The sequence below is a fragment of the Mammaliicoccus lentus genome (assembly GCF_002902755.1).
In the GTDB taxonomy this organism is placed as follows: Bacteria; Bacillota; Bacilli; order Staphylococcales; family Staphylococcaceae; genus Mammaliicoccus; species Mammaliicoccus lentus.
In genome coordinates this window covers 42,375-66,164 of the sequence record NZ_PPRS01000018.1, presented here as the reverse complement: position 1 = coordinate 66,164, position 23,790 = coordinate 42,375, and the positions used below count along the sequence as shown (strand labels likewise).

Annotated in this window: 27 protein-coding genes; 15 read left to right on the top strand and 12 right to left on the bottom strand. The window is 31.7% G+C overall.

Annotation, left to right across the window (positions count from 1 at the left end; translation table 11 throughout):
- Position 1: 1 nt before the first annotated feature.
- The 9 genes from pcrA to CD135_RS06745 form a co-directional block, all read right to left on the bottom strand.
- Positions 2–2,182: a DNA helicase PcrA gene (gene pcrA, locus CD135_RS06785; protein ID WP_103269082.1), complete on the bottom strand. Its 2,181-nt coding sequence runs from the start codon at positions 2,180–2,182 to the stop codon at positions 2–4.
- Positions 2,183–2,194: 12 nt separating this feature from the next.
- On the bottom strand, positions 2,195–2,878 hold the full coding sequence (pcrB, locus tag CD135_RS06780; protein WP_016999060.1) for a heptaprenylglyceryl phosphate synthase: 684 nt from the start codon (positions 2,876–2,878) through the stop codon (positions 2,195–2,197).
- 151 nt (positions 2,879–3,029) lie between these two features.
- The gene (locus CD135_RS06775; RefSeq protein WP_103269081.1) at positions 3,030–3,743 is read right to left on the bottom strand and encodes a M15 family metallopeptidase; all 714 of its coding nucleotides are present in this window, start codon (positions 3,741–3,743) and stop codon (positions 3,030–3,032) included.
- A 148-nt stretch (positions 3,744–3,891) separates the two neighbouring features.
- The gene (locus CD135_RS06770) at positions 3,892–4,194 is read right to left on the bottom strand and encodes a YerC/YecD family TrpR-related protein (protein ID WP_016999062.1); all 303 of its coding nucleotides are present in this window, start codon (positions 4,192–4,194) and stop codon (positions 3,892–3,894) included.
- 76 nt (positions 4,195–4,270) lie between these two features.
- Positions 4,271–5,566 (bottom strand): adenylosuccinate lyase, encoded by a 1,296-nt coding sequence (gene purB / locus CD135_RS06765; RefSeq protein ID WP_016999063.1) that lies wholly within the window; start codon positions 5,564–5,566, stop codon positions 4,271–4,273.
- Between the two features lie 258 nt (positions 5,567–5,824).
- Positions 5,825–6,001, bottom strand: a complete 177-nt coding sequence (locus tag CD135_RS06760) for an NETI motif-containing protein (RefSeq protein ID WP_064498971.1) — start codon at positions 5,999–6,001, stop codon at positions 5,825–5,827.
- Positions 5,991–6,560, bottom strand: coding sequence for a DUF2179 domain-containing protein (locus tag CD135_RS06755; protein WP_016999065.1), 570 nt, complete (start codon positions 6,558–6,560; stop codon positions 5,991–5,993). The genes CD135_RS06760 and CD135_RS06755 overlap by 11 nt, the downstream gene beginning before the upstream one ends.
- Positions 6,561–6,624: 64 nt before the next feature.
- Positions 6,625–7,446, bottom strand: coding sequence for an ammonia-dependent NAD(+) synthetase (gene nadE / locus CD135_RS06750; protein WP_026023611.1), 822 nt, complete (start codon positions 7,444–7,446; stop codon positions 6,625–6,627).
- Entirely contained in the window at positions 7,446–8,918 is a 1,473-nt protein-coding gene (locus CD135_RS06745; protein ID WP_103269080.1) for a nicotinate phosphoribosyltransferase, read from the bottom strand. The genes nadE and CD135_RS06745 overlap by 1 nt, the downstream gene beginning before the upstream one ends.
- Before the next feature lie 158 nt (positions 8,919–9,076).
- On the opposite strand from CD135_RS06745, the gene CD135_RS06740 reads away from it, so the two are divergent.
- The 12 genes from CD135_RS06740 (at position 9,077) to CD135_RS06685 (ending at position 19,299) form a co-directional block, all read left to right on the top strand.
- Positions 9,077–10,249 carry an MFS transporter gene (locus CD135_RS06740; protein ID WP_103269079.1) on the top strand — a complete coding sequence of 391 codons (1,173 nt, stop codon included), beginning with the start codon at positions 9,077–9,079 and terminating at the stop codon, positions 10,247–10,249.
- 175 nt (positions 10,250–10,424) lie between these two features.
- Positions 10,425–11,255: an ATP phosphoribosyltransferase regulatory subunit gene (locus tag CD135_RS06735; protein WP_016999069.1), complete on the top strand. Its 831-nt coding sequence runs from the start codon at positions 10,425–10,427 to the stop codon at positions 11,253–11,255.
- 9 nt (positions 11,256–11,264) lie between these two features.
- Entirely contained in the window at positions 11,265–11,882 is a 618-nt protein-coding gene (gene hisG / locus CD135_RS06730) for an ATP phosphoribosyltransferase (RefSeq protein ID WP_064211552.1), read from the top strand.
- Complete coding sequence (gene hisD / locus CD135_RS06725) at positions 11,872–13,128, top strand: histidinol dehydrogenase (protein WP_064205127.1); 1,257 nt, start codon at positions 11,872–11,874, stop codon at positions 13,126–13,128. Before hisG ends, hisD begins: the two co-directional genes overlap by 11 nt.
- Positions 13,129–13,131: 3 nt before the next feature.
- On the top strand, positions 13,132–14,142 hold the full coding sequence (locus CD135_RS06720; protein WP_064205128.1) for a pyridoxal phosphate-dependent aminotransferase: 1,011 nt from the start codon (positions 13,132–13,134) through the stop codon (positions 14,140–14,142).
- Entirely contained in the window at positions 14,114–14,692 is a 579-nt protein-coding gene (hisB, locus tag CD135_RS06715) for an imidazoleglycerol-phosphate dehydratase HisB (protein ID WP_016999073.1), read from the top strand. Before CD135_RS06720 ends, hisB begins: the two co-directional genes overlap by 29 nt.
- On the top strand, positions 14,689–15,270 hold the full coding sequence (gene hisH / locus CD135_RS06710) for an imidazole glycerol phosphate synthase subunit HisH (RefSeq protein WP_103269078.1): 582 nt from the start codon (positions 14,689–14,691) through the stop codon (positions 15,268–15,270). Before hisB ends, hisH begins: the two co-directional genes overlap by 4 nt.
- A complete protein-coding gene (gene hisA, locus CD135_RS06705; protein WP_016999075.1) occupies positions 15,263–15,967 on the top strand; it encodes a 1-(5-phosphoribosyl)-5-((5-phosphoribosylamino)methylideneamino)imidazole-4-carboxamide isomerase in 705 nt (234 codons plus the stop codon). Before hisH ends, hisA begins: the two co-directional genes overlap by 8 nt.
- Positions 15,964–16,722 (top strand): imidazole glycerol phosphate synthase subunit HisF, encoded by a 759-nt coding sequence (gene hisF / locus CD135_RS06700; RefSeq protein ID WP_103269077.1) that lies wholly within the window; start codon positions 15,964–15,966, stop codon positions 16,720–16,722. The genes hisA and hisF overlap by 4 nt, the downstream gene beginning before the upstream one ends.
- Positions 16,719–17,351, top strand: coding sequence for a bifunctional phosphoribosyl-AMP cyclohydrolase/phosphoribosyl-ATP diphosphatase HisIE (hisIE, locus tag CD135_RS06695; RefSeq protein WP_103269076.1), 633 nt, complete (start codon positions 16,719–16,721; stop codon positions 17,349–17,351). Before hisF ends, hisIE begins: the two co-directional genes overlap by 4 nt.
- Positions 17,352–17,416: 65 nt before the next feature.
- Positions 17,417–18,475, top strand: coding sequence for a nitric oxide synthase oxygenase (locus CD135_RS06690; RefSeq protein ID WP_016999078.1), 1,059 nt, complete (start codon positions 17,417–17,419; stop codon positions 18,473–18,475).
- Between the two features lie 14 nt (positions 18,476–18,489).
- Positions 18,490–19,299, top strand: a complete 810-nt coding sequence (locus tag CD135_RS06685; protein WP_103269075.1) for a prephenate dehydratase — start codon at positions 18,490–18,492, stop codon at positions 19,297–19,299.
- A 75-nt stretch (positions 19,300–19,374) separates the two neighbouring features.
- Here CD135_RS06685 and CD135_RS06680 read toward each other — a convergent pair whose 3' ends face one another.
- Positions 19,375–20,502 carry a glycosyl hydrolase family 28-related protein gene (locus CD135_RS06680; protein ID WP_103269074.1) on the bottom strand — a complete coding sequence of 376 codons (1,128 nt, stop codon included), beginning with the start codon at positions 20,500–20,502 and terminating at the stop codon, positions 19,375–19,377.
- A gap of 86 nt (positions 20,503–20,588) precedes the next feature.
- On the opposite strand from CD135_RS06680, the gene CD135_RS06675 reads away from it, so the two are divergent.
- The 3 genes from CD135_RS06675 to CD135_RS06665 are packed head-to-tail and all read left to right on the top strand — an operon-like array spanning position 20,589 to position 22,424.
- A complete protein-coding gene (locus CD135_RS06675) occupies positions 20,589–21,140 on the top strand; it encodes a cysteine hydrolase family protein (RefSeq protein WP_026023612.1) in 552 nt (183 codons plus the stop codon).
- Between the two features lie 58 nt (positions 21,141–21,198).
- Positions 21,199–22,125, top strand: a complete 927-nt coding sequence (locus tag CD135_RS06670; protein WP_103269073.1) for a manganese-dependent inorganic pyrophosphatase — start codon at positions 21,199–21,201, stop codon at positions 22,123–22,125.
- A 23-nt stretch (positions 22,126–22,148) separates the two neighbouring features.
- Positions 22,149–22,424 (top strand): GNAT family N-acetyltransferase, encoded by a 276-nt coding sequence (locus tag CD135_RS06665; protein WP_016999083.1) that lies wholly within the window; start codon positions 22,149–22,151, stop codon positions 22,422–22,424.
- Between the two features lie 88 nt (positions 22,425–22,512).
- Here CD135_RS06665 and CD135_RS06660 read toward each other — a convergent pair whose 3' ends face one another.
- Entirely contained in the window at positions 22,513–22,815 is a 303-nt protein-coding gene (locus CD135_RS06660; protein ID WP_103269072.1) for a hypothetical protein, read from the bottom strand.
- Complete coding sequence (locus CD135_RS06655; RefSeq protein WP_064205136.1) at positions 22,808–23,782, bottom strand: Gfo/Idh/MocA family protein; 975 nt, start codon at positions 23,780–23,782, stop codon at positions 22,808–22,810. The genes CD135_RS06660 and CD135_RS06655 overlap by 8 nt, the downstream gene beginning before the upstream one ends.
- Positions 23,783–23,790: the final 8 nt, after the last annotated feature.

Sequence of the window (23,790 nt, the reverse complement as noted above, 5' to 3'; positions counted from 1 at the left end):
TTTATTCTCCTTTTTTCTCAATTGGTGCAAACTGTGCCAGTAATCTCTTTGGTCCTTCTTTTTGGAATATAATATCTAATTCAACTGAACCGTTCTTATCATTTACTGCACTAACCATTCCTTCGCCCCATGATTTGTGCGTTACTTTATCTCCTACATTCCAAGTAGTATTAGAATTTTGATTATTATTAACTCTTCTCGCAAAACCACGTTTAGGCGCTGCTGTTTGTTTAGATTTAAATGAAGTTTTTGGTTTAACGCCGTCTAATAAATCTTCTGGGATTTCTTTTAAGAATCTAGATTTCATATTAGCTTGAGATCTACCAAATAAACTTCTAGTCGTTGCATGAGACACATGTAATTGTTCTTCAGCACGTGTAATAGCTACATATGCTATGCGTCGTTCTTCCTCCATTTCATGTTCTTCTCCAGATTGTAAACTTCTGAAGTGAGGGAAAATACTTTCTTCCATACCCACTATAAACACTATTTTAAACTCTAAACCTTTGGCTGAGTGCATTGTCATTAAAGTAACACCCGCTTCTAAATCAGCGTCATCTACGTCTGCAACTAATGATAAGTCTGTTAAGAAATTCATTAAAGATTGTTCTTCAACTGGTGTGTTCTTTTCATAGTCTCTAGGTACTGATAAGAATTCATCGATGTTCTCTAGTCTACTTTGAGATTCTAAAGTTTGTTCATTTTCAAGCATTTTTCTATAACCAGATTTATCTAAAATTTGTTCAACTAATTCTGTTATAGATAAAAATTCTTGCTGCTGCATAAAGTTATTCATCATCTCATAAAAATCTGCACCTTCTTGAGTGACTTTTTTAGATAAACCAATAAAGTCTACTTCTCCTAATGCATCAAAATAACTTAAATTATTTATAGAAGCATATTGTGCAATTTTTTGAACAGAAGAAGGACCAATGCCTCGTTTTGGTATGTTTATAATACGCTCAAAACTAATATCATCATTACTATTTGAAACTAAACGTAAATAACTTAAAATATCTTTAATTTCTTTACGGTCATAGAACTTTGTGCCGCCTACCATAGTATAAGGAATGTTGGATTTTAAAAATGTTTCTTCAAGCACACGGGATTGTGCGTTTGTTCGATATAAAATCGCGATATCTTGATTATTATACCCTTCTTGCTTTTTCTTTAATATTTGACGAATAACATATTCTGCTTCGTCACGTTCAGTTGTCGCTTCATAATACTGAATTTTTCCACCTGAAGTATTGTCAGTCCATAAAGCTTTCGGTTTTCTCTCTGAGTTGTTTCTGATGACTTCGTTGGCTGCAGTTAAAATAGTTTTAGTTGAACGGTAATTTCGTTCTAAATAAATAGTTTGTGCGTTTGGATAATCCTCTTCAAAAGATAAAATATTTTTAATATCAGCACCACGCCAACCATATATAGATTGGTCAGAGTCACCTACCACACATATATTTTGAAACTTATTTGCTAATAATTGTACAAGTGTATATTGCGCTTTGTTTGTATCTTGATATTCGTCTACATGAATATATTGGAATTTATTTTGGTAATATTCCAATACTTCTGGTACGCGATTAAATAACTGAATCGTATACATAATTAAATCATCAAAATCTAAAGCATGATTTCTTAATAATTTTTCTTGATAGCCTTTATATACTCGTGCGACCATTGAAGCATAAAAATCATTCACTTCTTTTTCTACATCTTCAGCTGTCTTTAATTCGTTTTTTAAATTAGAAATAGCACCAATAAACATTCTTGGTTCATATTTTTTACTATCTATATTTTCTTTTTTTAATACTTCTTTTATAACTGACTTTTGGTCAGTTGGATCAATAATTGTGAAATTTCTTTCGATTCCAATTCGATCAATGTCACGTCTTAAGATTCTTACACACATTGAATGGAATGTTGATATCCAAATACTTTCAGCCTCAGGACCAACGAGATGACTGATTCTTTCTTTCATTTCTTTAGCTGCTTTATTTGTAAACGTTATAGCCAATACGTTATATGGCGATACATCTTTTTCATCAAGTAAATATGCTATTCTATGCGTCAACACTCTAGTCTTACCACTACCAGCACCTGCCATGATTAATAATGGGCCTTGAGTCGTTTTGACTGCTTGTTTTTGTTCGTCATTCATTCTATCTAACAATGCGTTCATAAAAACCTTCCTTTATTGTTTTACTTTTACAGTTTGTAAAGCTTTTTTTAAATTATCATATATGATGTTACCAACTACTATTGTATCTGCGTACTCTGCCATTTCTTGAGCACTATTCAAATCATTGATACCGCCACCGTAGAAAAGTTGTGCTTGCTCTAAATGTTCTTTAATAGCTTTTACTTCTTCTACGTTGCCATACTTACCACTATATTCTAAATAAAAAATTGGTAAATGATATAATTTATCGACCATACGTGCATAACTTATTAAATCCTCAACATCCAATTGAGTATTAGCTTTAGTTAACTTTGCTACCTTACTTTCTTCATTCATAACAACGTAACCTTCTAAAAATATTTCATCGAAATCCATCATGTATCCATATTCTTTCACCGCTTCATGTAAAATACCGTTATGATATTTAACTTCATCACTGTTTAAGACACTTGGAACAAAGTAGAAATCGAACCCTGGTACAACACTTTCAATATTCGAAATTTCTAATGCACAAGGTAAAGGATAACGTCTAACACGACTCATCAAATTCAGTATATTGTCTTCTGTCACGTTATCTGTACCACCAATTATGATGGCATCTGTTCCTGATTCACAAACTTTCATTAAATCATCGTCTGTTATGGATTTAGCAGGATCTAATTTAAACACATGTCGCCACAATTTAATATCGTACATACTCAATCTCCTTTAATTATCATAAGATTAATTATAGCATTTTTGTGATTGAATTCCGAAATGAAATAGACGATTTCAAACAAAAAAGAAGCGAATAATACGCTCCTCATAATCGTAAAAATTCGCTTATTGTTTTTAGCATTTAATAAAATTAATATCCATAATCAAAATACTCTTCTAATGTTACATTTTTTTGATGAATCTTCTGTGCTAAATCTTTTCCAACATATCTTAAGTGCCATGGTTCATATTGATATCCGGTAATATCTTCTTTACCTTCTAAATATCTAATAATAAACCCATATTCATGTGCATGTTTTTCCATCCATTTACCTTCATCAGTATCACCGAAAGAAGATCTAAAATCATCTGTAGCTGTATCAGAACCTACGTCAAAAGCGAGACCTGTTTGATGTTCTGAGTTACCAGGTGTTGCGCTATACTGGTTTGCAGCTTCTTCTCCATCTCTTGCTACATAATCTTTATATAACTGTTCTTGGCTCTCATAAGAACGATAACCACTTCTAAACACTAAATCTAAATCTTGATTTCTTGCATCTTGAATTAATTTGTTCAATTGATTTCTTGCAGTAGCATTTTCACCAGGCGCATAATCTTTAGGTAAATCAATTTTTTTATTTACAAAAACATGACCGTCAACATAAGTTACACCATTTTTCTTAGTAACTTTATGTTTATCTTTTTCATCTTGTTTTTCATTTTCTTTTTGCTTGTTGTTTTCATTTTGTTTCGATTCATTGTTAGACTTATTCTCTTCTGACTGATTATCTTCTGTATTTTGCTGTATACCACATGCACTTAATAAAAGTGTAGCAACAGCAAGTGCTGTAAATAACTTCTTCATTATAAACGCTCCCTAATTAACCTAGTTTAATAATTATATAGCTTTTCATATAATTTATCAAAATTAAATATAATGAATAAGGCTGAGACATAATTAAATGTCTCAGCCTGTATTTTGAGTGAGAGATATGTATCTCAGACTCTATTATCTATTTTTCGAATTCTATGTTCATTCTTTCTAAAATCATCGTGTAAGCATCATTGCCCCATTGCAAAGAACGTTTAACACGTGAAATAGTAGCTGTCGATGCACCTGATTCTTTTTCAATATGTGCATATGTGTTGCCTTGTTTAATCATCTTAGCAACTTGAAGTCGTTGAGATAATGATTGTATTTCATTAACTGTACATAAGTCATCAAAAAATTGATAACATTCTTCTCTAGTTTCGAGCGTTAAAATAGCATCAAATAGTTCGTTTAGTGCTTGACCTCGTAATTTTTCAATTTGCAAAAAATCAACCCCTGTTTAATAAGTTCATTAATTGCATTTTAATGCATTACTCTATTAAAGTACAGCATAAACTATTTTATTCGATTCCAGCTCTCTTGAATATTGTATCTACTTGGTTTAAATGATGATTTTCATCGAAGCATTCATCTAATTCTTTAGCGTCCAATAATTCAGTAATTCTACTGTCTTGTTCAACTAATGTTCTAAATGGTGTTTGAGTTTCCCAAGATTCCATCGCTTTTGGTTGAACGATATCATAAGCTTCTTCTCTAACCATACCTTTATTGATTAATGTTAGCATAACACGTTGAGAGTATATAAGGCCAAATGTTTTGTCTATATTTTTTTTCATATTTTCAGGATATACTGTTAATCTATCTATAATATTTGTAAATCTATTTAAAGCGTAATCTAAAGCTATTGTTACATCTGGTAACATAATACGCTCTGCTGAAGAATGTGAAATATCTCTTTCATGCCATAAAGGAACGTTTTCATAAGCGGTAGTGATATAACCACGAATAACTCGTGCTAAACCAGTAACGTTTTCTGATCCAATTGGATTACGTTTATGAGGCATAGCTGATGACCCTTTTTGTCCTTTTGCAAATGCTTCTTCAACTTCTCTTGTTTCAGTTTTTTGTAATCCACGAACTTCAACAGCGAATTTTTCTATAGAAGTTGCGATTAAGCCTAATGTCGCAATGTAGTAAGCGTGTCGATCACGTTGTAATGTTTGAGTTGAAACCGGTGCACAATCTAACCCAAGTTCTTTACATACATGTTCTTCGATTTCAGGCGGGATGTTAGCGAATGTACCAACAGCTCCACTCATTTTACCAACTTCAATTTCTTCACGTACACGTTTAAATCTTTCTAAGTTACGTTTCATTTCCGTATACCATAATGCCATTTTGATACCAAATGTAGTTGGTTCTGCATGTACACCATGTGTTCTACCCATCATTAAAGTTGTTTTATGTTCAATAGCTTTATTTTTTAAAACTTCTAAAAATCTTTCTAAATCTTTTTCAATGATTTCATTTGCCTGTTTAACAACATAACTTAATGCCGTATCTACTACGTCAGTTGAAGTTAAACCGTAATGTACCCACTTACGTTCTTCTCCTAATGTTTCTGAAACTTGTCGTGTAAATGCTACAACATCATGTCTTGTTTCTTGTTCGATCTCTTTTGCTCGGTCTACATCGACTTTAGCATTTTCTCTAATTAACTTTACATCTTCTTCTGGAATATGTCCGAGCTTGCTCCATGCTTCACAAGCAAGTATTTCTACTTCTAACCAAGCCTCAAAACGATTTTGTTCAGACCAAATATTAGTCATTTCTTCTCTAGAATAACGTTCAATCATTGATAAATTCTCCTATCATATATTAGTCACTTACAGTATAACAAACATCACACAATACGTACATTATTTATAAAAATATAAATATAGTTCGTGAATTAGTGCAAGAAATATATTTTTAAATACATTATACATTGTAACAGTGCTTATCAAAATTAAAAGCTAAATACGATAAAAACATAAAAAACTCCTATCAAAGTTTTACTTTTTAAGTATCTACTTTGATAGGAGTATAATGCTCAATTTAAACCTAAGTTTTAATTAATCTTTTATTTTTTTACCGACAAATTGGATTTCTTGTTTTAGCACTTCATATTCGCCCTCTTTATTTTCTATAAATACAGGTTTTTCGAATCTTTTTACAGGTGTGTATCCTTGTTCTCTCATACGTTTAAGGCACATTTCGATTGTTTCATTGTCTTCTACTTTAAACTTCATCTGTATCATACGCCTTTAATTTTTTACTTCGTACGCCTTTAACCCAGAAGCCACCATGAATATTTTTAGGTTCGTATGCTATTACGAAAGCTTTTGAATCTAACTGTTTAATTGTGTCCATCAGTTTTAATTCAAATCTTCTTGGTGTTAATATTTGCATTACTAATCGATCGCCGTCTCTTCCTTTGGCAACGTAATGCGTTACACCATATCCTAAATCTCTTAACTTTCTCGGTAAATCTGTTTCATATTCTGCAGTTGTAACGTTAACTACAATATATCCTAAAGCTATTTTTTCTTCAATCTTCATACCAACAATAATACCCGCTGCAAATCCTAACGCATAAGCTAAAATGTTTTGAATTTGATCTAAACTATTAATTACTAAACCTAATCCAATAACATAAACAACTACCTCTAGTACACTTACTGCAGCAGCTACATATCGATATCCCTTTAATGTCAAAATGGTTCTCATAGTTAAGCATGATACATAAATAATATTAATAATAAATATTGATAGTACCATCAACCATGGATTATCTAATATAGCTGACATTTAAACCCTCCATTTTTCAAAATACTGGAATCATTTTATCAACGTAATTAACAAAAGTCACGCTTTATTTTGGCCAAGTGTATCTAGTATAAGGCATTTCTCTTTTATGAGCGTTTCTTACATAATGATTTTGAATGATTTCTTGATCTTTTTCATCAATTTTCTTACCTTCTAAGAAATCATCTATCGCATCGTATGTTACACCGAGTGCTACTTCGTCTGGTAAAGCTGGTTTGTCTTCTTCTAAATCAGCAGTTGGTATTTTATTAATAAGATGATCTGGTCCACCTAAATATTTTAAAATTGCTTTACCTTGCCTTTTGTTCAAACCAAATAATGGAGCTACATCACACGCACCATCGCCAAATTTAGTAAAGAAACCTGTAATGTTTTCAGCCCCGTGGTCAGTACCTAATACTAAACCACTGTTTGCAGATGCAATTGAATACTGTACTTTCATACGTTCTCTTGCTTTTTCATTTCCTTTTTGGAAATCCGTCAATTCAACGCCCGCTTCATTTAAGCTTTTAATGCTTGCTGTCACTGCAGGTTTAATATTAACTGTTACACGTTTCGTCGGGTTAATAAAATCTAACGCATCTTGCGTATCTTGTTCATCAAATTGTTCACCGTATGGTAGTCTTACAGCTATAAATTCGTACTCAGCGCCTTCTTCTTCATTTAATTCATCTACTGTAATTTGTGCAATTTTCCCAAGCAATGTAGAATCTTGTCCACCAGAAATACCTAAAACAAGTGATTTAATAAAGCTATGCGCTTTTATATATGACTTTAAAAAGTTTTTAATTTCTATAAATTCTTGTTCTGGATCTATCGTCGGTTTTACGTTCATTTCTTTAATTATGATTGATTGTAAATCTCTCATCATTCATCCACTTCCTTTATATCGTCTGCTACTCTTTCAGCAACTTCAAAGATTTTCTTATTCTTATTATCCCAACAAGTTTTACTTAAGTCCACTGGATACTCTTCAGGGTTCAAGTAACGCTTATTTTCTTCCCATAATATTTCTAGATTATTGAATGCAAATTCCTTAATTTCTTCAATTTCAGGTAATTTATAGACTAGTTCTCCATCTTTAAAAATATCATGGTGTAAATCGATTGCTTTAAAGTTTTTAATATATTTCATTTTATAAGTATGAACTGGATGGAACATTTTTAATTTTTCTTCTTTATTCGGATCTTCTTCTTCTAAAGTAATATAGTCACCTTCAGATTTATTTGTTTTCGTATTTATAATTCTATAAACATTTTTCTTACCAGGAGTTGTAACTTTTTCAGCATTATTTGAAATTTTAATTCTGTCTGATAATTCACCATTCTCATCTTCAATAGCTACTAATTTATAAACAGCACCAAGAGCTGGTTGATCATAAGCTGTGATTAATTTTGTGCCAACACCCCAAGCAGTTACTTTTGCACCTTGCGCTTTCAAGCTTGTAATTGTTTCTTCATCTAAATCGTTAGACGCAAATATTTTAGCATCTTCAAAACCAGCTTCGTCTAACATTCTTCTTGCTTCTTTAGATAAATAAGCGATGTCTCCAGAATCTAAACGAATTCCAATAAAGTTTATTTTATCGCCTAGTTCTTTAGCCACTTTAATAGCATTTGGTACACCCGATTTTAGTGTATGGAATGTATCTACTAAGAAAACGCAATTTTTATGTCTTTGAGCGTATTTCTTAAATGCTACATATTCATCATCATATGTTTGTACCATTGAGTGGGCATGTGTTCCAGAAATAGGAATACCAAATAATTTACCAGCTCTCACATTACTAGTTGAATCAAAACCACCAATAACAGCAGCTCTAGCTCCCCAAATTGCAGCATCCATCTCTTGTGCGCGTCTTGTGCTAAACTCCATAACGATTTCATCATGCACTACCTGCTTAATCCTACTTGCTTTAGTAGCAATTAAAGTTTGGAAATTCACTATATTTAATAAGGCTGTTTCGATTAATTGCGCTTGTATTAAAGGCGCCTCCACTCTAATTAATGGTTCATTATTAAAACAAAGCTCTCCTTCTCTCATTGCACGAATGTTACCAGTAAAACGTAATTCTTTTAAATAAGCTAAATAATCATCTTTATAGCCTACTTCTCTTAAGTATTCAATATCAGTTTCTGTAAATTTAAGATTCTCAATAAATTGAACTATTCTTTCTAAACCACTAAAAATAGCATAACCACTATTAAAAGGCATACTTCTAAAGTATAAATCAAATACTGCTGTACGTTCGTGAATGCCATCGCCCCAATAAGTCTCTCCCATATTTATTTGATATAAATCCGTGTGTAACATTAAACTATCGTCTTCATATATATACATTGTTAGATACTCCTCAGATTATGTAATTTTATATTATTTTATCATACTTTTGATAATTAATTTTAGAATTTGAAATTATTTTAATTTCTTCATATAAAGTGATTTATCTCTGTGATAAAATACTAAAGATGTCAAATAAATACGTGGGGGGCTACGAAATGAAAAATTCATCATTTAAAAAATTATTTATTATACTCTCAATCATTGTTGCTGTTTCTGGTTTCTCACAAGGGATGCTTTTACCATTAATATCAGTCATATTTGAAAGAAGCGGTGTCTCTAGTTCTTTAAATGGATTACATGCAACATCTTTATATATTGGTGTATTTCTATCTTCATTCTTTATTGAAGGTCTTGTACGTCGCAGTGGATTTAAATATATAATTTTAATAGGTGGCGCTATAGTCGCATTATCCTTACTCTTATTCCCTGTTTTAAAAACCTTATCCATTTGGTTTATTTTAAGACTTTTAATAGGTATTGGCGATAATATGTTACATTTCAGTACACAAACATGGTTAACTCATATCACACCTAAAGAAAAATTAGGTAGAACCATTTCTGTATATGGTTTTAGTTTTTCTGCTGGGTTTATGCTCGGACCTCTACTGGCTAAGCTCGTAGATGTTTCAGAAACATTACCATTTATCTTATCTGCAATTCTATCCATTATTACAATTTCTTTAGTTTTATTAATACACAATGAATTTCCGTCATCAAATGTTCGCCCTATTAGCATGATTAATACATTGAAAAACTTCGGTGATGTAATCAAAACTTCTTGGATTGCATTTATGTTTCCATTATTATACGGGTTATTTGAAGCTGGTTTACACAGTAACTTCCCAGTATACGGTTTAAGAAATGGTTTAGATGTAACAAGTATCACATTAATATTACCTGCATTTAGCCTTGGAGCAATATTATTCCAAGTACCAATTGGTATGTTCAGTGATTTGCATGGACGTAAAAAAGTATTAACAGGGTTAACCTTAATAGGCAGTGTTATATTCCTATTGGGCGACTTCTTACCAACGACACCATTTATTATGATTGCTCTATTCCTTACAGCCGGATTATTCACTGGATCATTTTATGGTTTAGGTGTCAGCTTTATGACAGACTTAACACCACGACACAACTTACCTGCCGGGAATTTAATGATTGCTATGTCGTTTAGTGTTGGTAGTATTATCGGACCGATGCTAGGTGGCGCAATTATTGAAATATCAAATGGTACTGTCTTCTTTACAATGGTTGCTTCATTTATATTTATCGTGTTCATTTTATTACTATTTCATAAAACACCAACTGAAACAGCACAATCATAAAATTTCTATATTAGAGTCCGGGACATAAAAATTGACCCGGACTATTTTTTTAATTGTTTAAACTATACAAATTTTCAGAACTTTCAATTGATAAGTTAAATTAACCGTGTTATAGTATTCTCTATAAATTAAAAAACACTTTAGTTTGGTAGAGAGTAAAAGCGAGGTTAATAATATGGATTATGTACGTTATAAAGAAGATGTTATTTCAAACAAAGAGAAAGAATTAGCTTTTTTAAACTATTTTAATGAAAGAAATTTCGAAGTAATCGATATGAGTTTTATTGAAAAACTCCAATGGAAACAACTAACACAAGATGATTTAGATAGTTTAGATACACGCAGTATTTGGAAAAATGGTGATTCATTCTATAGTTTAAGAAATGATTGGACAGATCAAATACAACATTATAGCCGTGAATATCAACTGAAAGCATCTCGTGTTACTTATGCAGGACCTATCGCAGTGAATGAACATATTCACACAAACCTAGGTATCGAAATTTTTAACCCGACTAGACAAGACATGCTTCAATGTTATCAATATATCTACGATTTTATTCATACTAAACTAGATTTAAATATTGATTTTGCTGTAATCGGTCATTATCAATTATTCGATTTATTGCTTTCTTCAGAAGAACATACAGATGAATTGTATCAGGCAATAAGCGAACGTAACATTTCGAAAATATCAAAATTATTAACACAAGAACATCCTGTCGTAAAACTTTTAAAGACACCAACACATAAACAATTAGAATTTCTAACAACTTTTGCTGATGTTAACCACCCTACTTATCAGTCTCTACAATTTTGGAAAAAGGCACTTAAAGAATCTGGTGTTCAACACGTACATTTAGATATTACAACAATGCCTCCAAAATCTTATTACGTGGGAAGTTTTATTCAACTTTATCAAAACGAAAATGGAAATCCAATCGCTTCAGGCGGTCATTATAATGGCACTTTAGAAGGATTTGGCTTTGGTATCCAATTAAATTAGGAGGTTCTTATGTTAACAGTTGCATTAAGTAAAGGTCGTTTATTAAAAGACTTCATAAAGTTTATTGATTCAAACGGAAACAGTAAATGGGTAGAAGCATTAAATAATAGAGAGAGAAAATTACAAATTCAAAGTGAGGACGTTAGATTTATCTTAGTAAAAGGTCAAGATGTTTCAACGTACGTAGAACAAGGTATTGCAGATATTGGTATTACAGGTAGTGATATTTTAGATGAAAAAGAGAACTTAAATGTAAATAACTTGGTCGATTTACCGTTTGGATATTGTCATTTTGCTGTTGCAAGCAAACCAGAAGTAACGGAATATAAAAAAATTGCTACAACATACGTTAAAACAACAAAAGCATATTTTAAAGAAAAAGGACAAGATGTATCCATCATACCATTGTCCGGGTCTGTAGAATTAGCTGCAGTCGTTAATATGGTAGACGCTATAGTAGATATAGTCCAAACAGGTACCACCCTTAAATCTAACGGATTAGAAGAAAAGGAGTCTATAGGAGATATTAATGCAAAATTAATAACCAATAAACATGCGTTCTTTAGTAAGTCCAAAAGCATAGAATCCTTTATTAAAGAGATTGGAGTGTCTATTAATGCTATCTAAAACTGAATTCAAACAAAAATTTGAACAAGATTGTATCACTGAAGCTAGTCATACTGAAAATGTAAAAAATATAATTAACGATGTTAAAGAAAATAAAGATAATGCATTATTTAAATATAATGAGAAATTCGACAATGTTAAACTAGAAAATTTAGAAGTTTCTAAACAAGAAATAGAAAATAGCATTAATTTAATTTCTGAAGAATTAAAACAAGCATTAATGAATAGTCACGAGAACATTAAAACATTTCAACAGAAAATCAAACATGAAAATGTCACAACTGGTCAAACATACCAACTTTATCATCCTATTGAAAAAGTCGGCATTTATGTACCCGGTGGAAAAGCAAGTTACCCTTCTACTGTATTGATGACTGCAACATTAGCAAAAGTTGCAGATGTTAAAGAAATTACAGTCGTAACACCACCTCAAAAAGATGGTATTAATTCAGCTATTCTTGCTGCATGTTATATTGCTGGCGTAAATCGCGTCTTCCAAGTTGGTGGTGCACAAAGTATAGCTGCTTTAGCTTACGGAACTGAAACAATTCCAAAAGTCGACAAAATAGTAGGTCCTGGTAATCAATTTGTATCTTTAAGCAAACAATTATTATATGGCGTCGTTGGTATTGATCAAATCGCAGGTCCTAGTGAAATAGCCATTATTGCGGACGATTATTCTAATGTAGATTACATCATTCAAGACATCTTAGCTCAAGCAGAACATGACGAGAAAGCAAGAACTTTTCTTATATCAACAGACAAATCATTTTTAACTAAAGTAAGCCAAAATTTACAAAAAGCGATTGATGCTTCTCCAAGAAAAGAGATTATAGAAAAAAGTATTTCTGACTATCACTACCCTATTCATACAGTTGACACAAACGAAACTATTGATATCGTTAACTATATAGCTCCAGAACATTTATCCATTCAAACAACTGATCCTAGTTTATATATAGGCAAAGTTAAATATGTTGGTGCAATGTTCTTAGGTCAATATTCACCGGAAGCTATCGGAGATTATTCTGCTGGGCCAAGTCACGTATTGCCTACGGACCAAACAGCAAGATTCTCAAATGGTTTAACAGTAAATGACTTTTTAACTAGCCATTCTGTTATACATTTAGATGAACATGCTTTTCAAAAAATAGCACCTAGTGCGATTAAAATTGCTGATGAGGAAGGCTTATATCAACATAAAAAATCTCTAGAAATCAGATTAAATAACAACAAGGAGTACTGATATATGATAAGGATTAATAAAAATGAAAGCCCCATACCTGCTATGGAGTCAGAAAAATTAAAAGAAATTATTGCTTCATCAGAATTTAATTTCTATCCAGATGAAGAGTATGATGCATTTCTTGAATCTTATGCTAACTTTTATGGATTATCTCCTAATCAGATTTCTGCAGCTAATGGTTCCGATGAGTGGATTCAAAAATGTATGATTGCTCTACCTGAAGGCCCTGTTCTAACTTTAAATCCAGATTTCTTTATGTATACTGCGTACGCTCAACAAATTAAACGACCTATTTATTATGTTGATGCAGAACCTGATTTCACGTTTTCTTTATATAAAATCTTAAATGAAATTAGACGCATTAAACCAGCATTTTTCATAATGAGTGTCCCTCACAATCCTTCAGGCATACAGTATCCTGAACAATTTTTAAACGAGATTTCTCAACTTATGAAAGAAATCGGAGGATATTTTGTAATTGACGAAGCATATTTGGATTTTGGTGATGCATATGTAATTGACTTAGAGGACCATGTCATTCAAATGAGAACTTTGAGTAAAGCTTTTGCTTTAGCAGGCTTAAGAGTAGGAATTGTCATTTCTACTGAAAAGACTATCCAAAAATTAAATAGTATTGCTCATCCATATCCTTTAAATACACTTACTTTACAGATCGCTAAGTCTTTATTTGATGATACAGATCGGGTTCAATCGTTAATAAACAGACAGAGAAATTTAAGCATACAATTGCGCGATATATTTGAAGAACATGTGAGTGATATCATCCATGTTATACCTTCTAAGACAAACTTTGTATTAACGTATGGTGACTTAGCAAATGATTTAGGAGAATACATTTACAGTAACGGATTCTTCCCTAGATTTTATGATGACAATAGAATGTCACATACTGTACGTTATTCTATCGCTACTGAACACCAATTGAATGAATTAGAACAAATTGTAATTGACTGGAGGAAATCATATGACTTATCGCAAGAAAAGAACAACTAAAGAAACTAATATTGATATCGAATTATCTTTTGAAAATACCGAAACAAATATTAATACCGGTGTAGGTTTTTTAGACCATATGTTAACTTTGTTTAGCTTCCACAGTGGTATCTCATTAAACATAGAAGTAGATGGAGATACTTACGTAGATGACCACCATACTGTTGAAGACATCGGTATAGTTATCGGACAATTATTACTTGAAGCTATTAAAGATAAGCAGTCATTTGCAAGATATGGTTCATTCTATATCCCGATGGATGAAACATTAGCGCGTGCTGTAACTGATATTAGTGGTCGTCCTTATTTATCTTTCAATGCTGAATTCTCAAGAGAAAAAGTTGGTACATTTGATACTGAACTTGTTGAAGAATTTTTTAGAGGACTTGTCATTAATGCTCGTCTTACGACCCACATTGATTTATTAAGAGGAGGAAATACACACCACGAAATAGAAGGTATCTTTAAAGCTTTTGCTAGAAGTCTTAAGATTTCTTTAAGTGCAAATGATTATGAAGGTATCCCTTCTTCTAAAGGTGTGATCGAATGATTGCGATAATCGATTATGGTTTAGGTAATATTAAAAATATAGAACGCGCATTGCTAAATTTAGGTTACGATGCTGTACTAACATCAGATGAAAAAATGATTAAATCAAGTACTCACGTTATATTACCAGGCGTTGGGCATTTTAAAGACGCGATGTTGCAACTTCAAAAAAGTGGACTTGATCGTGTAATTCACGACATTAAAGATAGTCATCGTATTATAGGTATTTGCTTAGGTATGCAAGTGTTATTTGAATTTAGTGAAGAAGGTTCAACTAAAGGACTAGGATTACTAGAAGGCAAAGTTGTTCCTATTAGCAGTCCCTACCCTGTTCCACATTTAGGTTGGAACACTTTACAGAGTACTCATCCATTACTAAATAAAGATGTTTACTTTATTCATTCTTACCATGTAACAACTGATTTACCTATTGTAGCGACAGCCGATTATGGTCAATCTATAACAGCGATTGTTCAAAAAGAAAATATTATCGGTATACAATTTCACCCAGAAAAAAGCGGTGATTTTGGACTAAAAATACTAGACAAAGCTTTGAAGGAAGGTTTTTTACATGATTGAAATTTGGCCAGCAATTGACTTAATTGATTCAACAAATGTAAGACTTACAGAAGGAAAATATGACTCTAAAGAATCTATGAATAGAACAGCTGAAGAAGCAATTAAATTTTACTCACAATTCAAAAGCGTGTCTAGAATTCACGTAATAGATTTAATTGGTGCAAAAAATCAACAACCTACTGAATCAGACTACATAGAACAACTCGTACATTTAACAGATTTACCTATAGAAGTTGGCGGTGGCATTCGAACACTTGAAACGATAGACGCCTATTTCGATAAAGGGATTGAATACATTATTGTAGGTACTAAAGGTATAAGCGATATAAATTGGCTATCTGAAATTGCGCATAGATATCCTGGCAAAATTTACTTATCTGTTGATGCTTATGTTGAAGAAATTAAATTAAATGGATGGATTGACGATGCCGGTATCAATTTATTTGAATTTATTACGCAAATTGATGGCTTACCACTAGGTGGCATTATTTATACAGACATTTCCAAAGACGGTAAATTATCAGGCCCTAACTTTGAACTCACTGGGCGTCTCGTAACCTCGACTAATATACCAATTATTGCTTCTGGTGGTATTCGTAGCAAACAAGACATTGAACAACTAGAAAGATTAAATGTTCACGCAGCGATTGTCGGAAAAGCAGCAAATACAGATTCATTTTGGGAGGGCATTTCATGATAAAGAAAAGAATAATCCCATGCTTAGACGTAAAAGATGGGCGTGTCGTTAAAGGCGTTCAATTTAAAGGTTTAAGAGATATCGGCAACCCTGTTGAGTTAGCTGAATACTATAATAACGAAGCTGCAGATGAACTTGTCTTTTTAGATATTTCTAAAACTGAAAATGGACATCAAATGATGTTAGATATTATTTCTGAAACTGCATCTAAGTTATTCATTCCTTTAACAATCGGTGGCGGTATAAGTACTATAGATGATATATCATCGCTACTTAACCATGGCGCTGATAAAATTTCACTAAATTCTAGCGCTCTTAACAATCCATCTTTTATTAAAGAAGCAAGTGAAAAATTTGGAAAGCAATGCATTTGTATAGCTATTGATGCTAAATGGGAAGATGATAAACAAGATTGGTATTGTTATACACATGGTGGAAAGAAAAGAACTAATAAACGTGTGTTAGATTGGGTTGAAGAAGTTGAATCTTTAGGTGCAGGTGAACTATTAGTCACAAGTATGGATTATGATGGTGTTAAACAAGGTTTTGACCATACTTTGCTTAGCGAGATTAAGAAACATGTTTCTATACCTATCATCGCTTCAGGTGGTGGCGGAAACAGTCAACACTTTGTAGATTTATTCAAACAAACTGATGTATCAGCTGGTTTAGCAGCAAGTATTTTTCATGATAAAGAAACGACAGTTCAAGCTGTTAAATCTCATTTAGCAAAAGAAGGAGTTGACGTGAGATGAATAACCTTTCCCCAGATTTTTCTAAAGGATTACTACCAGCTATATTGCAACATTATAAAACAGGACAAGTGTTGATGCTTGGCTATATGAATGAGGAAGCTTTTAATTTAACAGTTCAAGATAAAGTTTGTTGGTTTTATTCAAGAAGTAAAGAACGCCTTTGGAAAAAAGGTGAATCATCAAATCATATTCAACATGTGATAGACATAAATTTAGACTGTGATGATGATACACTTTTAATTCAAGTTAACCCAGATGGTCCGACGTGCCACACAGGTTCGCAAAGTTGCTTTAATACCGATGAGCCTTTTTCTATAGAATCTTTAGAAGAAACTATTCAAGAAAGTGTTCAATCAAACCGTTCTCAATCTTATACACAATATTTATTAAATGAAGGTATTGAAAAAATCACTAAAAAGTTTGGCGAAGAATCATTTGAAGTTGTCATTGCTTCAATGAAACAAGATAATGAAGAACTTAAAAATGAGGTGGCCGATGTATTGTATCACCTATTTGTCATACTTCATGATAGAGGCGTATCAATAGAAGAAGTAAAAGAAGTACTATCTGAACGTCATAAAAAATCAGGAAATTTTAAAGGTGAACGAAACGATATAAAAAATTGGTAAATTGTCATAAATCAAATATTGTTAAAAATATGCAGTCGCTTATACTAGAACATAGAGGTGTTAATATGTTACAGGAAAAAGCGACTGCTTTTATTAAATCTATGCATCAAGAATTAAATATCGATAACGAAGAAACAAAGAAAAGAATCCAACAAATAATCAATGAAATAAATGAAACAAACACTTATAAACATACAACAGATGAGTTAATATACGGTGCTAAAGTTGCGTGGAGAAACTCTAATAGATGTATTGGAAGACTGTTTTGGGATAAATTAAATGTTAGAGACATGCGCTTTATTGATAATGAAATAGATTTTGTCCACTCTATAGAAAATCATATTGAAATAGCTACCAACAACGGAAAAATCAGACCATTAATTAGTATTTATTCAAATGACTTTGAAATTAAAAATGAACAACTCATTAGATATGCAGGTTACGAAAATAAGGGTGATCCAAAATCAAAAAATATTACTCAATTAGCTGAACATTTAAATTGGAAAAGTGATCACACTGATTTTGATTTATTACCTTTAATATATCGTTATAAACAACAACCATTAAATTATCATATTTATAAAGACAATCTCATAAAAGAAATACTTATTAAACATGATGAGTATCCCCTTTTAGAGCAACTCGGCTTAAAATGGTACGCTGTTCCAATCATTTCAAATATGGATTTAGAAATCGGTGGCCTTTATTATCACACCGCTCCTTTTAACGGTTGGTATATGGAGACGGAAATTGGCGTACGTAATTTTACTGATGAATATCGTTACGACAAACTAAAAGATATTGCTAATGCATTAAACCTTGATACTACTAAGACCACTAGTTATTGGAGAGATAGAGCATTAGTTGAATTTAATTATGCTGTTTACCATTCATTTAAAGAAGCTGGTGTATCCATAGTTGACCATTACACAGCATCAAAACAGTTCAAGAAATTTGAAGAAAATGAAGAAAATAAAAATCGTAAAGTTACTGGGAAATGGAGCTGGCTTGCCCCACCATTGTCACCATCTCTTGTACATAATTATCATAAAGGATATGATAATGAAACAAGAAGTCCAAATTTTTTATATAAAAAGAAAGGCAATAAATGTCCATTTCATTAGAAAGGAAGAATTTTATGAAATTATACTATCTAGGTCCTACTGGGACATTCTCACATATGGCAGCATTAAATTATAAAAATGAAAATATTACTGATTACATACCACAATCTAACTTATATGAAGTTGTAAAAGCAATTGAATCAGATAAAGATAGTATAGCTATTGCCCCTATTGAAAATTCAATAGAAGGTACAATTAATATTATTGCTGATACACTAACAGAACAAAAAGTTCATGTTATCGATGAACTACATTTAGACATAGCTTTTTCACTATACGTTAAAGAAGGTACAAATATAGAAGATATTAAAGAAGTTGTATCAATTGCCCCTGCTATTAATCAAACATCAAAATTTATAACAAAACATCAATTTAAATATCGTTACTCAAACAGTACTGTGCAAAGTTTAGATGAAATAGATGAGCACACTGGAGCAATTGCACCAATGGGATTAGAAAAAGATCGCAATGATGTTATCGCATTAGCAACACATATTGAAGACTATCCACATAACACAACTAGATTTTTAGTGCTTTCCTCTGAACAAAAACGAGTTGAAAAAGCGACAGATAGCATCTTACTTATAACACCTGATGAAGACAAACCAGGCTTATTAGCAAGCATTTTAAATACATTCGCTTTATTTAACATTAACTTATCATGGATTGAATCACGTCCTTTAAAAACAAAATTAGGCATGTATCACTTCTTCGTGCAAGCTGATTGTAGCGCTGATGACGTAGAAATGAGGAAAGTAATTACAATATTAAAAACATTAGATTTCAAAGTTAACGTGTTAGGTAATTTTAATAAAGATATATAGATTTTACATATAGAATTAAATAATATAAAAAATGCTCACAACCTTGGGATTGTGAGCATTTTTTATATCTTAATATTATTTATTTTCAGTTCCTTTTATAATTTCATTAAGTCGCTCTACATTTTTTTGTTTAATTTGCGATAAATTAAAATTATTATACAAATAGATATCTGAGGCGTAAATAAATTGAATTTTATCAGATATTTTATCAATGAATTTATTATCATAAATATAAATATCTTTATTGATTGCTTTTTCATAACTTTTTATAAGAATACTTTGTTTTGATTTAATATTTTCAAACTTATTGTTACCTATTAACAATGTGGAACCAGACTGTGCACCTTTATCTACTTTATTGATATCCATAGAATACTTACCTTTTGGCACTGCTAAATAACGAATGCCACCCTCACAATTAACAAAGTAGTTATTTGTAATCGTAGTTTCTTTTGATTTAAGCATTGTTACTGCATAATCTCCCAACCCATCAAATCTATTATTTTGTATATGTATGTTTTCATAAAAGCAATCATACATACTTGCATGTGACCCAATAGCTCTATTCCATGCAGACATATTCATATCTCCGGAATTTCCAAAATAACAATTTTCTATTATTACATTCTTTGTAACCGTACCATCTGTTGCACCAAATTTAGGGAATGCTCCTTCTGTTTGTATATCAATTTGGATAGCTTCACTGAAAGATCTTGTGCCACTATCATCTCTAAAACCTAGAAAATGACTATTCGTCACATAAAATCCATCCAAACCACAGGCATCAATAGCGTGTCCCCCTACAACATTTTTAAACGTGACATCATGAATCTGAATATTCTTAGCATGACCAATCGACATAATCGTGTTATTAGTATTATTAGTATGACCATATGCATCAAAAGTGCCACCAATTATATTAATATTGCCATGTCCTTCATAACCATAATATTTCTTAAAACTGTGTCCATTTTTCAACATAGCGCTAGGAGATTTTCTTATTAATGTAGCATCATCGTGTAATATAAGATTTGTATTACGATAAATCACAAGTTCATATAAAATGTGGTACTCACCTTTAGGTATATAAACAGTTACTGGTCCTTTTCTCGCTTCAAATAAAGCGAGTTGAATCCCTAAAGTATCTAGAACACCAGATTTACCTTTGGCACCATAATTCGCAACATTAATTGTTCTAGTCATAACTTCAAAACCACCTTGATTTAGCGTATACTTTTCTTATAAACATATTACACCGATTATTAAATATAAACAATTAGGGGGATATTATTTTGAAGAAAGCATTAATAGTAGTGGATTATTCAAATGATTTCGTAGCAGAAAATGGTAACTTAACTTGTGGTGAGCCGGGACAAGTAATCGAAGACAATATATTTAGTAAAATTGACTCATATAATAAAAATGACGAAAATATATTCTATTTAATGGATTATCATCATAAAGACGACCCTTATCATCCTGAAACTAAATTATTTCCGCCACACAATATCGTAGGTACTGAAGGTCGTGATTTATATCAATCATTAAAACCTCAATATGAACAAATTAAAAATCAAAAAAATGTATTTTGGATTGATAAAACTAGATATAGCGCATTTTATGGAACTAATTTAGATAGCCTTTTAAGAGAGCGCAATATTGATACAATAGAAATTGTTGGCGTATGTACTGATATTTGTGTTTTACATACTGCTGTCGATGCTTACAACCTTAATTATCAAATTTATATTCCAAAAAATTGCGTGGCATCTTTCAATCAAGCTGGGCATGATTGGGCGCTTACACATTTTGAAAATAGTCTAGGCGCTGTTGTAGAATAGACGTTTCGTTCGTGTTAAAATAAATATTAGAATAATGATAGTAAAAGGAGAATTCACATTGGTAAATACATTAATTTTTGGACATAAAAATCCTGACACAGATACTATTGCTTCAGCTTTAGTAATGCAAGACTTACAAAAAGAATTAGGTAATGATGTAGAAGCATTAAGATTAGGAGAAGTATCTGACGAAACACAATTCGCTTTAGATTACTTCAAAGTAGAAGCACCATCACTATTAGAAACTTCTGTAAAAGATAGAGAAGTTATCCTAGTTGATCACAATGAATTCCAACAAAGTGCTGATGATATTGCAGACGCTACAGTTACTATGGTGGTTGATCATCACAGAATTAGCAATTTTGAAACAGCTGCACCTTTATACTACAGAGCAGAGCCTGTTGGGTGTACAACGACAATCCTTAAAAAAATGTATGAAGAACATAACATCGAAATCAAACCAGAAATTGCTGGTTTAATGATTTCAGCAATTATTTCAGACACTTTATTATTTAAATCTCCTACATGTACTGAAGAAGATATTAAAGCAAGTGAAGCATTAGCGAAAATTGCCAATGTTGATTTAAATGAATATGGTCTAGAGATGCTTAAAGCTGGTGCATCTGTTAAAGGTAAATCACCAGAATTCCTATTAAATATGGATGCTAAATCTTTCAATATGGATGATAAAGTTGTTAGAGTTGCTCAAGTTAACACAGTTGATGTTAATGAAGTATTAGAAATCAAAGAAGATGTTGAAAATGAAATCAATAAAATCATTGCTAATGAGCAGTATGATTTATTTGTATTCATCATCACTGATATACTAAATAGTGATTCAACAGTTATTGCTCTAGGTAAAGAACAACAAGCTGTTGAAAAAGCATTCAGTACTAAATTAGAAAACAACCAAGCATTATTAGCTGGCGTGGTATCACGTAAGAAGCAAGTAGTACCACCAATTGATGATGTTTTAGGTAAATAACTTTTATAAGGAGTGTGTTTGCAATGGAAATTAAACAAGGTACGAACAAGTTCTATGTTGGAGAATCAGAAGATCAATTTGATGCTGAAATCACGTATCATGATTCAGATGGTAATGTTCTCGTAGTTGATCACACGTTTGTAGACCCGTCACTACGTGGACAAGGAACAGCTAGAAAGTTAGTAGACACTGTTATTGACAAGGCCCGAAACGAAGGCAAAGTTATAGACCCTGTATGTCCATATGTGAAAGACGTTATGGACAAAGACCAAAGCACACACGACGTATTAAAGAAATAATAATTTAAGTAAAAAGCCTCCTAATCCATTAATTAAAAATCTAACGGATTAGGAGGCTTTTTCAATCTAGAAACTAATGTCTCACCACTTATATATCAGTACTTTCTATTAATCTTTTCAAAAGTGTTTTATGTTTTGGTTTAGCTTCTTGTTCTGTACATTTATTCATTGGTGGGTAACCAAGGTCTTTTGCATCTTTGAATGTAACTTCATCAATATAATTTGATGCTGTTTCATAATCATAACAGTTTGGAAAAGCATATTTATGATTAAAGTGATCCACAACAACTCTTGTAGTAGATGATGGTTCTTGTTTAAACGGCACAGTTGTAGCAATAACAGTTAATATAATGATAATAATACTAACGGTTATTATGACTTTTTTAGTCATTAAATTGAACCCCTACTTGATTTCTAATTTCATCTAATACTTTCAAAGTGTCTATCGTTCTTTGGTGTGTATTAATAGAAGACTCTGTTTTATTATTTTCAATACATTTTATAAACTCTTCTATTTCTTCTTTCATTGTATAATCATCACTATCGCTATAAGTATCTTTTATTGAACCATCTTTATTAAATACATTTATAACAGTAGGAGCACTTATCTTATTGATAGTTACATAACCATCTTCTCCAATGATTTCAGAAGGGCTTGGTCGATCACATATTTTAGAATAACTTATTGTGACTTGGAATGAATCATAATTTAAAATCGCATTACCTTGGCCATCAGCCCCTGTATTTAATTTGAACCCAGTTGCTTTTATTTCTTTAGGGAATCCGAATAAATGGATAGCCGGTGCAACTGCATATACACCTAAATCCATTAATGCGCCGTTTCCTAACTCTGGTTTAAAAGCATTTTCAACTATACCTTCTTTATATTTATCATATCGAGAAGAGTATTGATGATAGTGAAAATCTGCATAACGTATTTCTCCGATATCTGCATTTGCTTTAGCAAACTGTAAAAATGGTTTTAATACAGTTGATTTCATCGCTTCCATAACAGTTACATTATATTCATGTGCGAGTTTAGATAATGCTTCAAATTGTTCCACATTGATAGTAGCTGGTTTTTCTATTAAAACATGCTTGTTATTTTCAATTGCCAACTTTGCTTGTTCAAAGTGAAATGCATTAGGTGAAGCAATATATACAGCGTCAAAATTGGATGATTCACAAAATTGATTTAAATCTGTAAAAATTTCTTTTAAATCATGTTTGTCTTTAAAATAATTAGCTCTTTCTTCTGTTCTAGAATATACAGCATAAGGTTCGAAAGTAGCTGTTTGTCTACCACACTCTATTAATTTATCAGTTATCCAATTTGTACCTATAAAACCAAATTTCATGATGTTCA

Excerpts from the sequence above, each read along its gene's own strand:
- hisB (WP_016999073.1), top strand. The coding sequence starts at position 14,114 with ATGACTTATCGCAAGAAAAGAACAACTAAAGAAACTAATATTGATATC.
- hisIE (WP_103269076.1), top strand. The coding sequence starts at position 16,719 with ATGAATAACCTTTCCCCAGATTTTTCTAAAGGATTACTACCAGCTATA.
- CD135_RS06740 (WP_103269079.1), top strand. The coding sequence starts at position 9,077 with ATGAAAAATTCATCATTTAAAAAATTATTTATTATACTCTCAATCATT.
- CD135_RS06660 (WP_103269072.1), bottom strand. The coding sequence starts at position 22,815 with ATGACTAAAAAAGTCATAATAACCGTTAGTATTATTATCATTATATTA.
- hisF (WP_103269077.1), top strand. The coding sequence starts at position 15,964 with ATGATAAAGAAAAGAATAATCCCATGCTTAGACGTAAAAGATGGGCGT.
- CD135_RS06735 (WP_016999069.1), top strand. The coding sequence starts at position 10,425 with ATGGATTATGTACGTTATAAAGAAGATGTTATTTCAAACAAAGAGAAA.
- pcrA (WP_103269082.1), bottom strand. The coding sequence starts at position 2,182 with ATGAACGCATTGTTAGATAGAATGAATGACGAACAAAAACAAGCAGTC.
- hisH (WP_103269078.1), top strand. The coding sequence starts at position 14,689 with ATGATTGCGATAATCGATTATGGTTTAGGTAATATTAAAAATATAGAA.
- CD135_RS06755 (WP_016999065.1), bottom strand. The coding sequence starts at position 6,560 with ATGTCAGCTATATTAGATAATCCATGGTTGATGGTACTATCAATATTT.
- CD135_RS06655 (WP_064205136.1), bottom strand. The coding sequence starts at position 23,782 with ATGAAATTTGGTTTTATAGGTACAAATTGGATAACTGATAAATTAATA.
- CD135_RS06690 (WP_016999078.1), top strand. The coding sequence starts at position 17,417 with ATGTTACAGGAAAAAGCGACTGCTTTTATTAAATCTATGCATCAAGAA.
- CD135_RS06720 (WP_064205128.1), top strand. The coding sequence starts at position 13,132 with ATGATAAGGATTAATAAAAATGAAAGCCCCATACCTGCTATGGAGTCA.
- CD135_RS06760 (WP_064498971.1), bottom strand. The coding sequence starts at position 6,001 with ATGAAGTTTAAAGTAGAAGACAATGAAACAATCGAAATGTGCCTTAAA.
- pcrB (WP_016999060.1), bottom strand. The coding sequence starts at position 2,878 with ATGTACGATATTAAATTGTGGCGACATGTGTTTAAATTAGATCCTGCT.
- purB (WP_016999063.1), bottom strand. The coding sequence starts at position 5,566 with ATGATTGAACGTTATTCTAGAGAAGAAATGACTAATATTTGGTCTGAA.
- nadE (WP_026023611.1), bottom strand. The coding sequence starts at position 7,446 with ATGAGAGATTTACAATCAATCATAATTAAAGAAATGAACGTAAAACCG.
- CD135_RS06775 (WP_103269081.1), bottom strand. The coding sequence starts at position 3,743 with ATGAAGAAGTTATTTACAGCACTTGCTGTTGCTACACTTTTATTAAGT.
- CD135_RS06680 (WP_103269074.1), bottom strand. The coding sequence starts at position 20,502 with ATGACTAGAACAATTAATGTTGCGAATTATGGTGCCAAAGGTAAATCT.
- CD135_RS06745 (WP_103269080.1), bottom strand. The coding sequence starts at position 8,918 with ATGTATATATATGAAGACGATAGTTTAATGTTACACACGGATTTATAT.
- hisA (WP_016999075.1), top strand. The coding sequence starts at position 15,263 with ATGATTGAAATTTGGCCAGCAATTGACTTAATTGATTCAACAAATGTA.
- hisG (WP_064211552.1), top strand. The coding sequence starts at position 11,265 with ATGTTAACAGTTGCATTAAGTAAAGGTCGTTTATTAAAAGACTTCATA.
- hisD (WP_064205127.1), top strand. The coding sequence starts at position 11,872 with ATGCTATCTAAAACTGAATTCAAACAAAAATTTGAACAAGATTGTATC.
- CD135_RS06685 (WP_103269075.1), top strand. The coding sequence starts at position 18,490 with ATGAAATTATACTATCTAGGTCCTACTGGGACATTCTCACATATGGCA.
- CD135_RS06665 (WP_016999083.1), top strand. The coding sequence starts at position 22,149 with ATGGAAATTAAACAAGGTACGAACAAGTTCTATGTTGGAGAATCAGAA.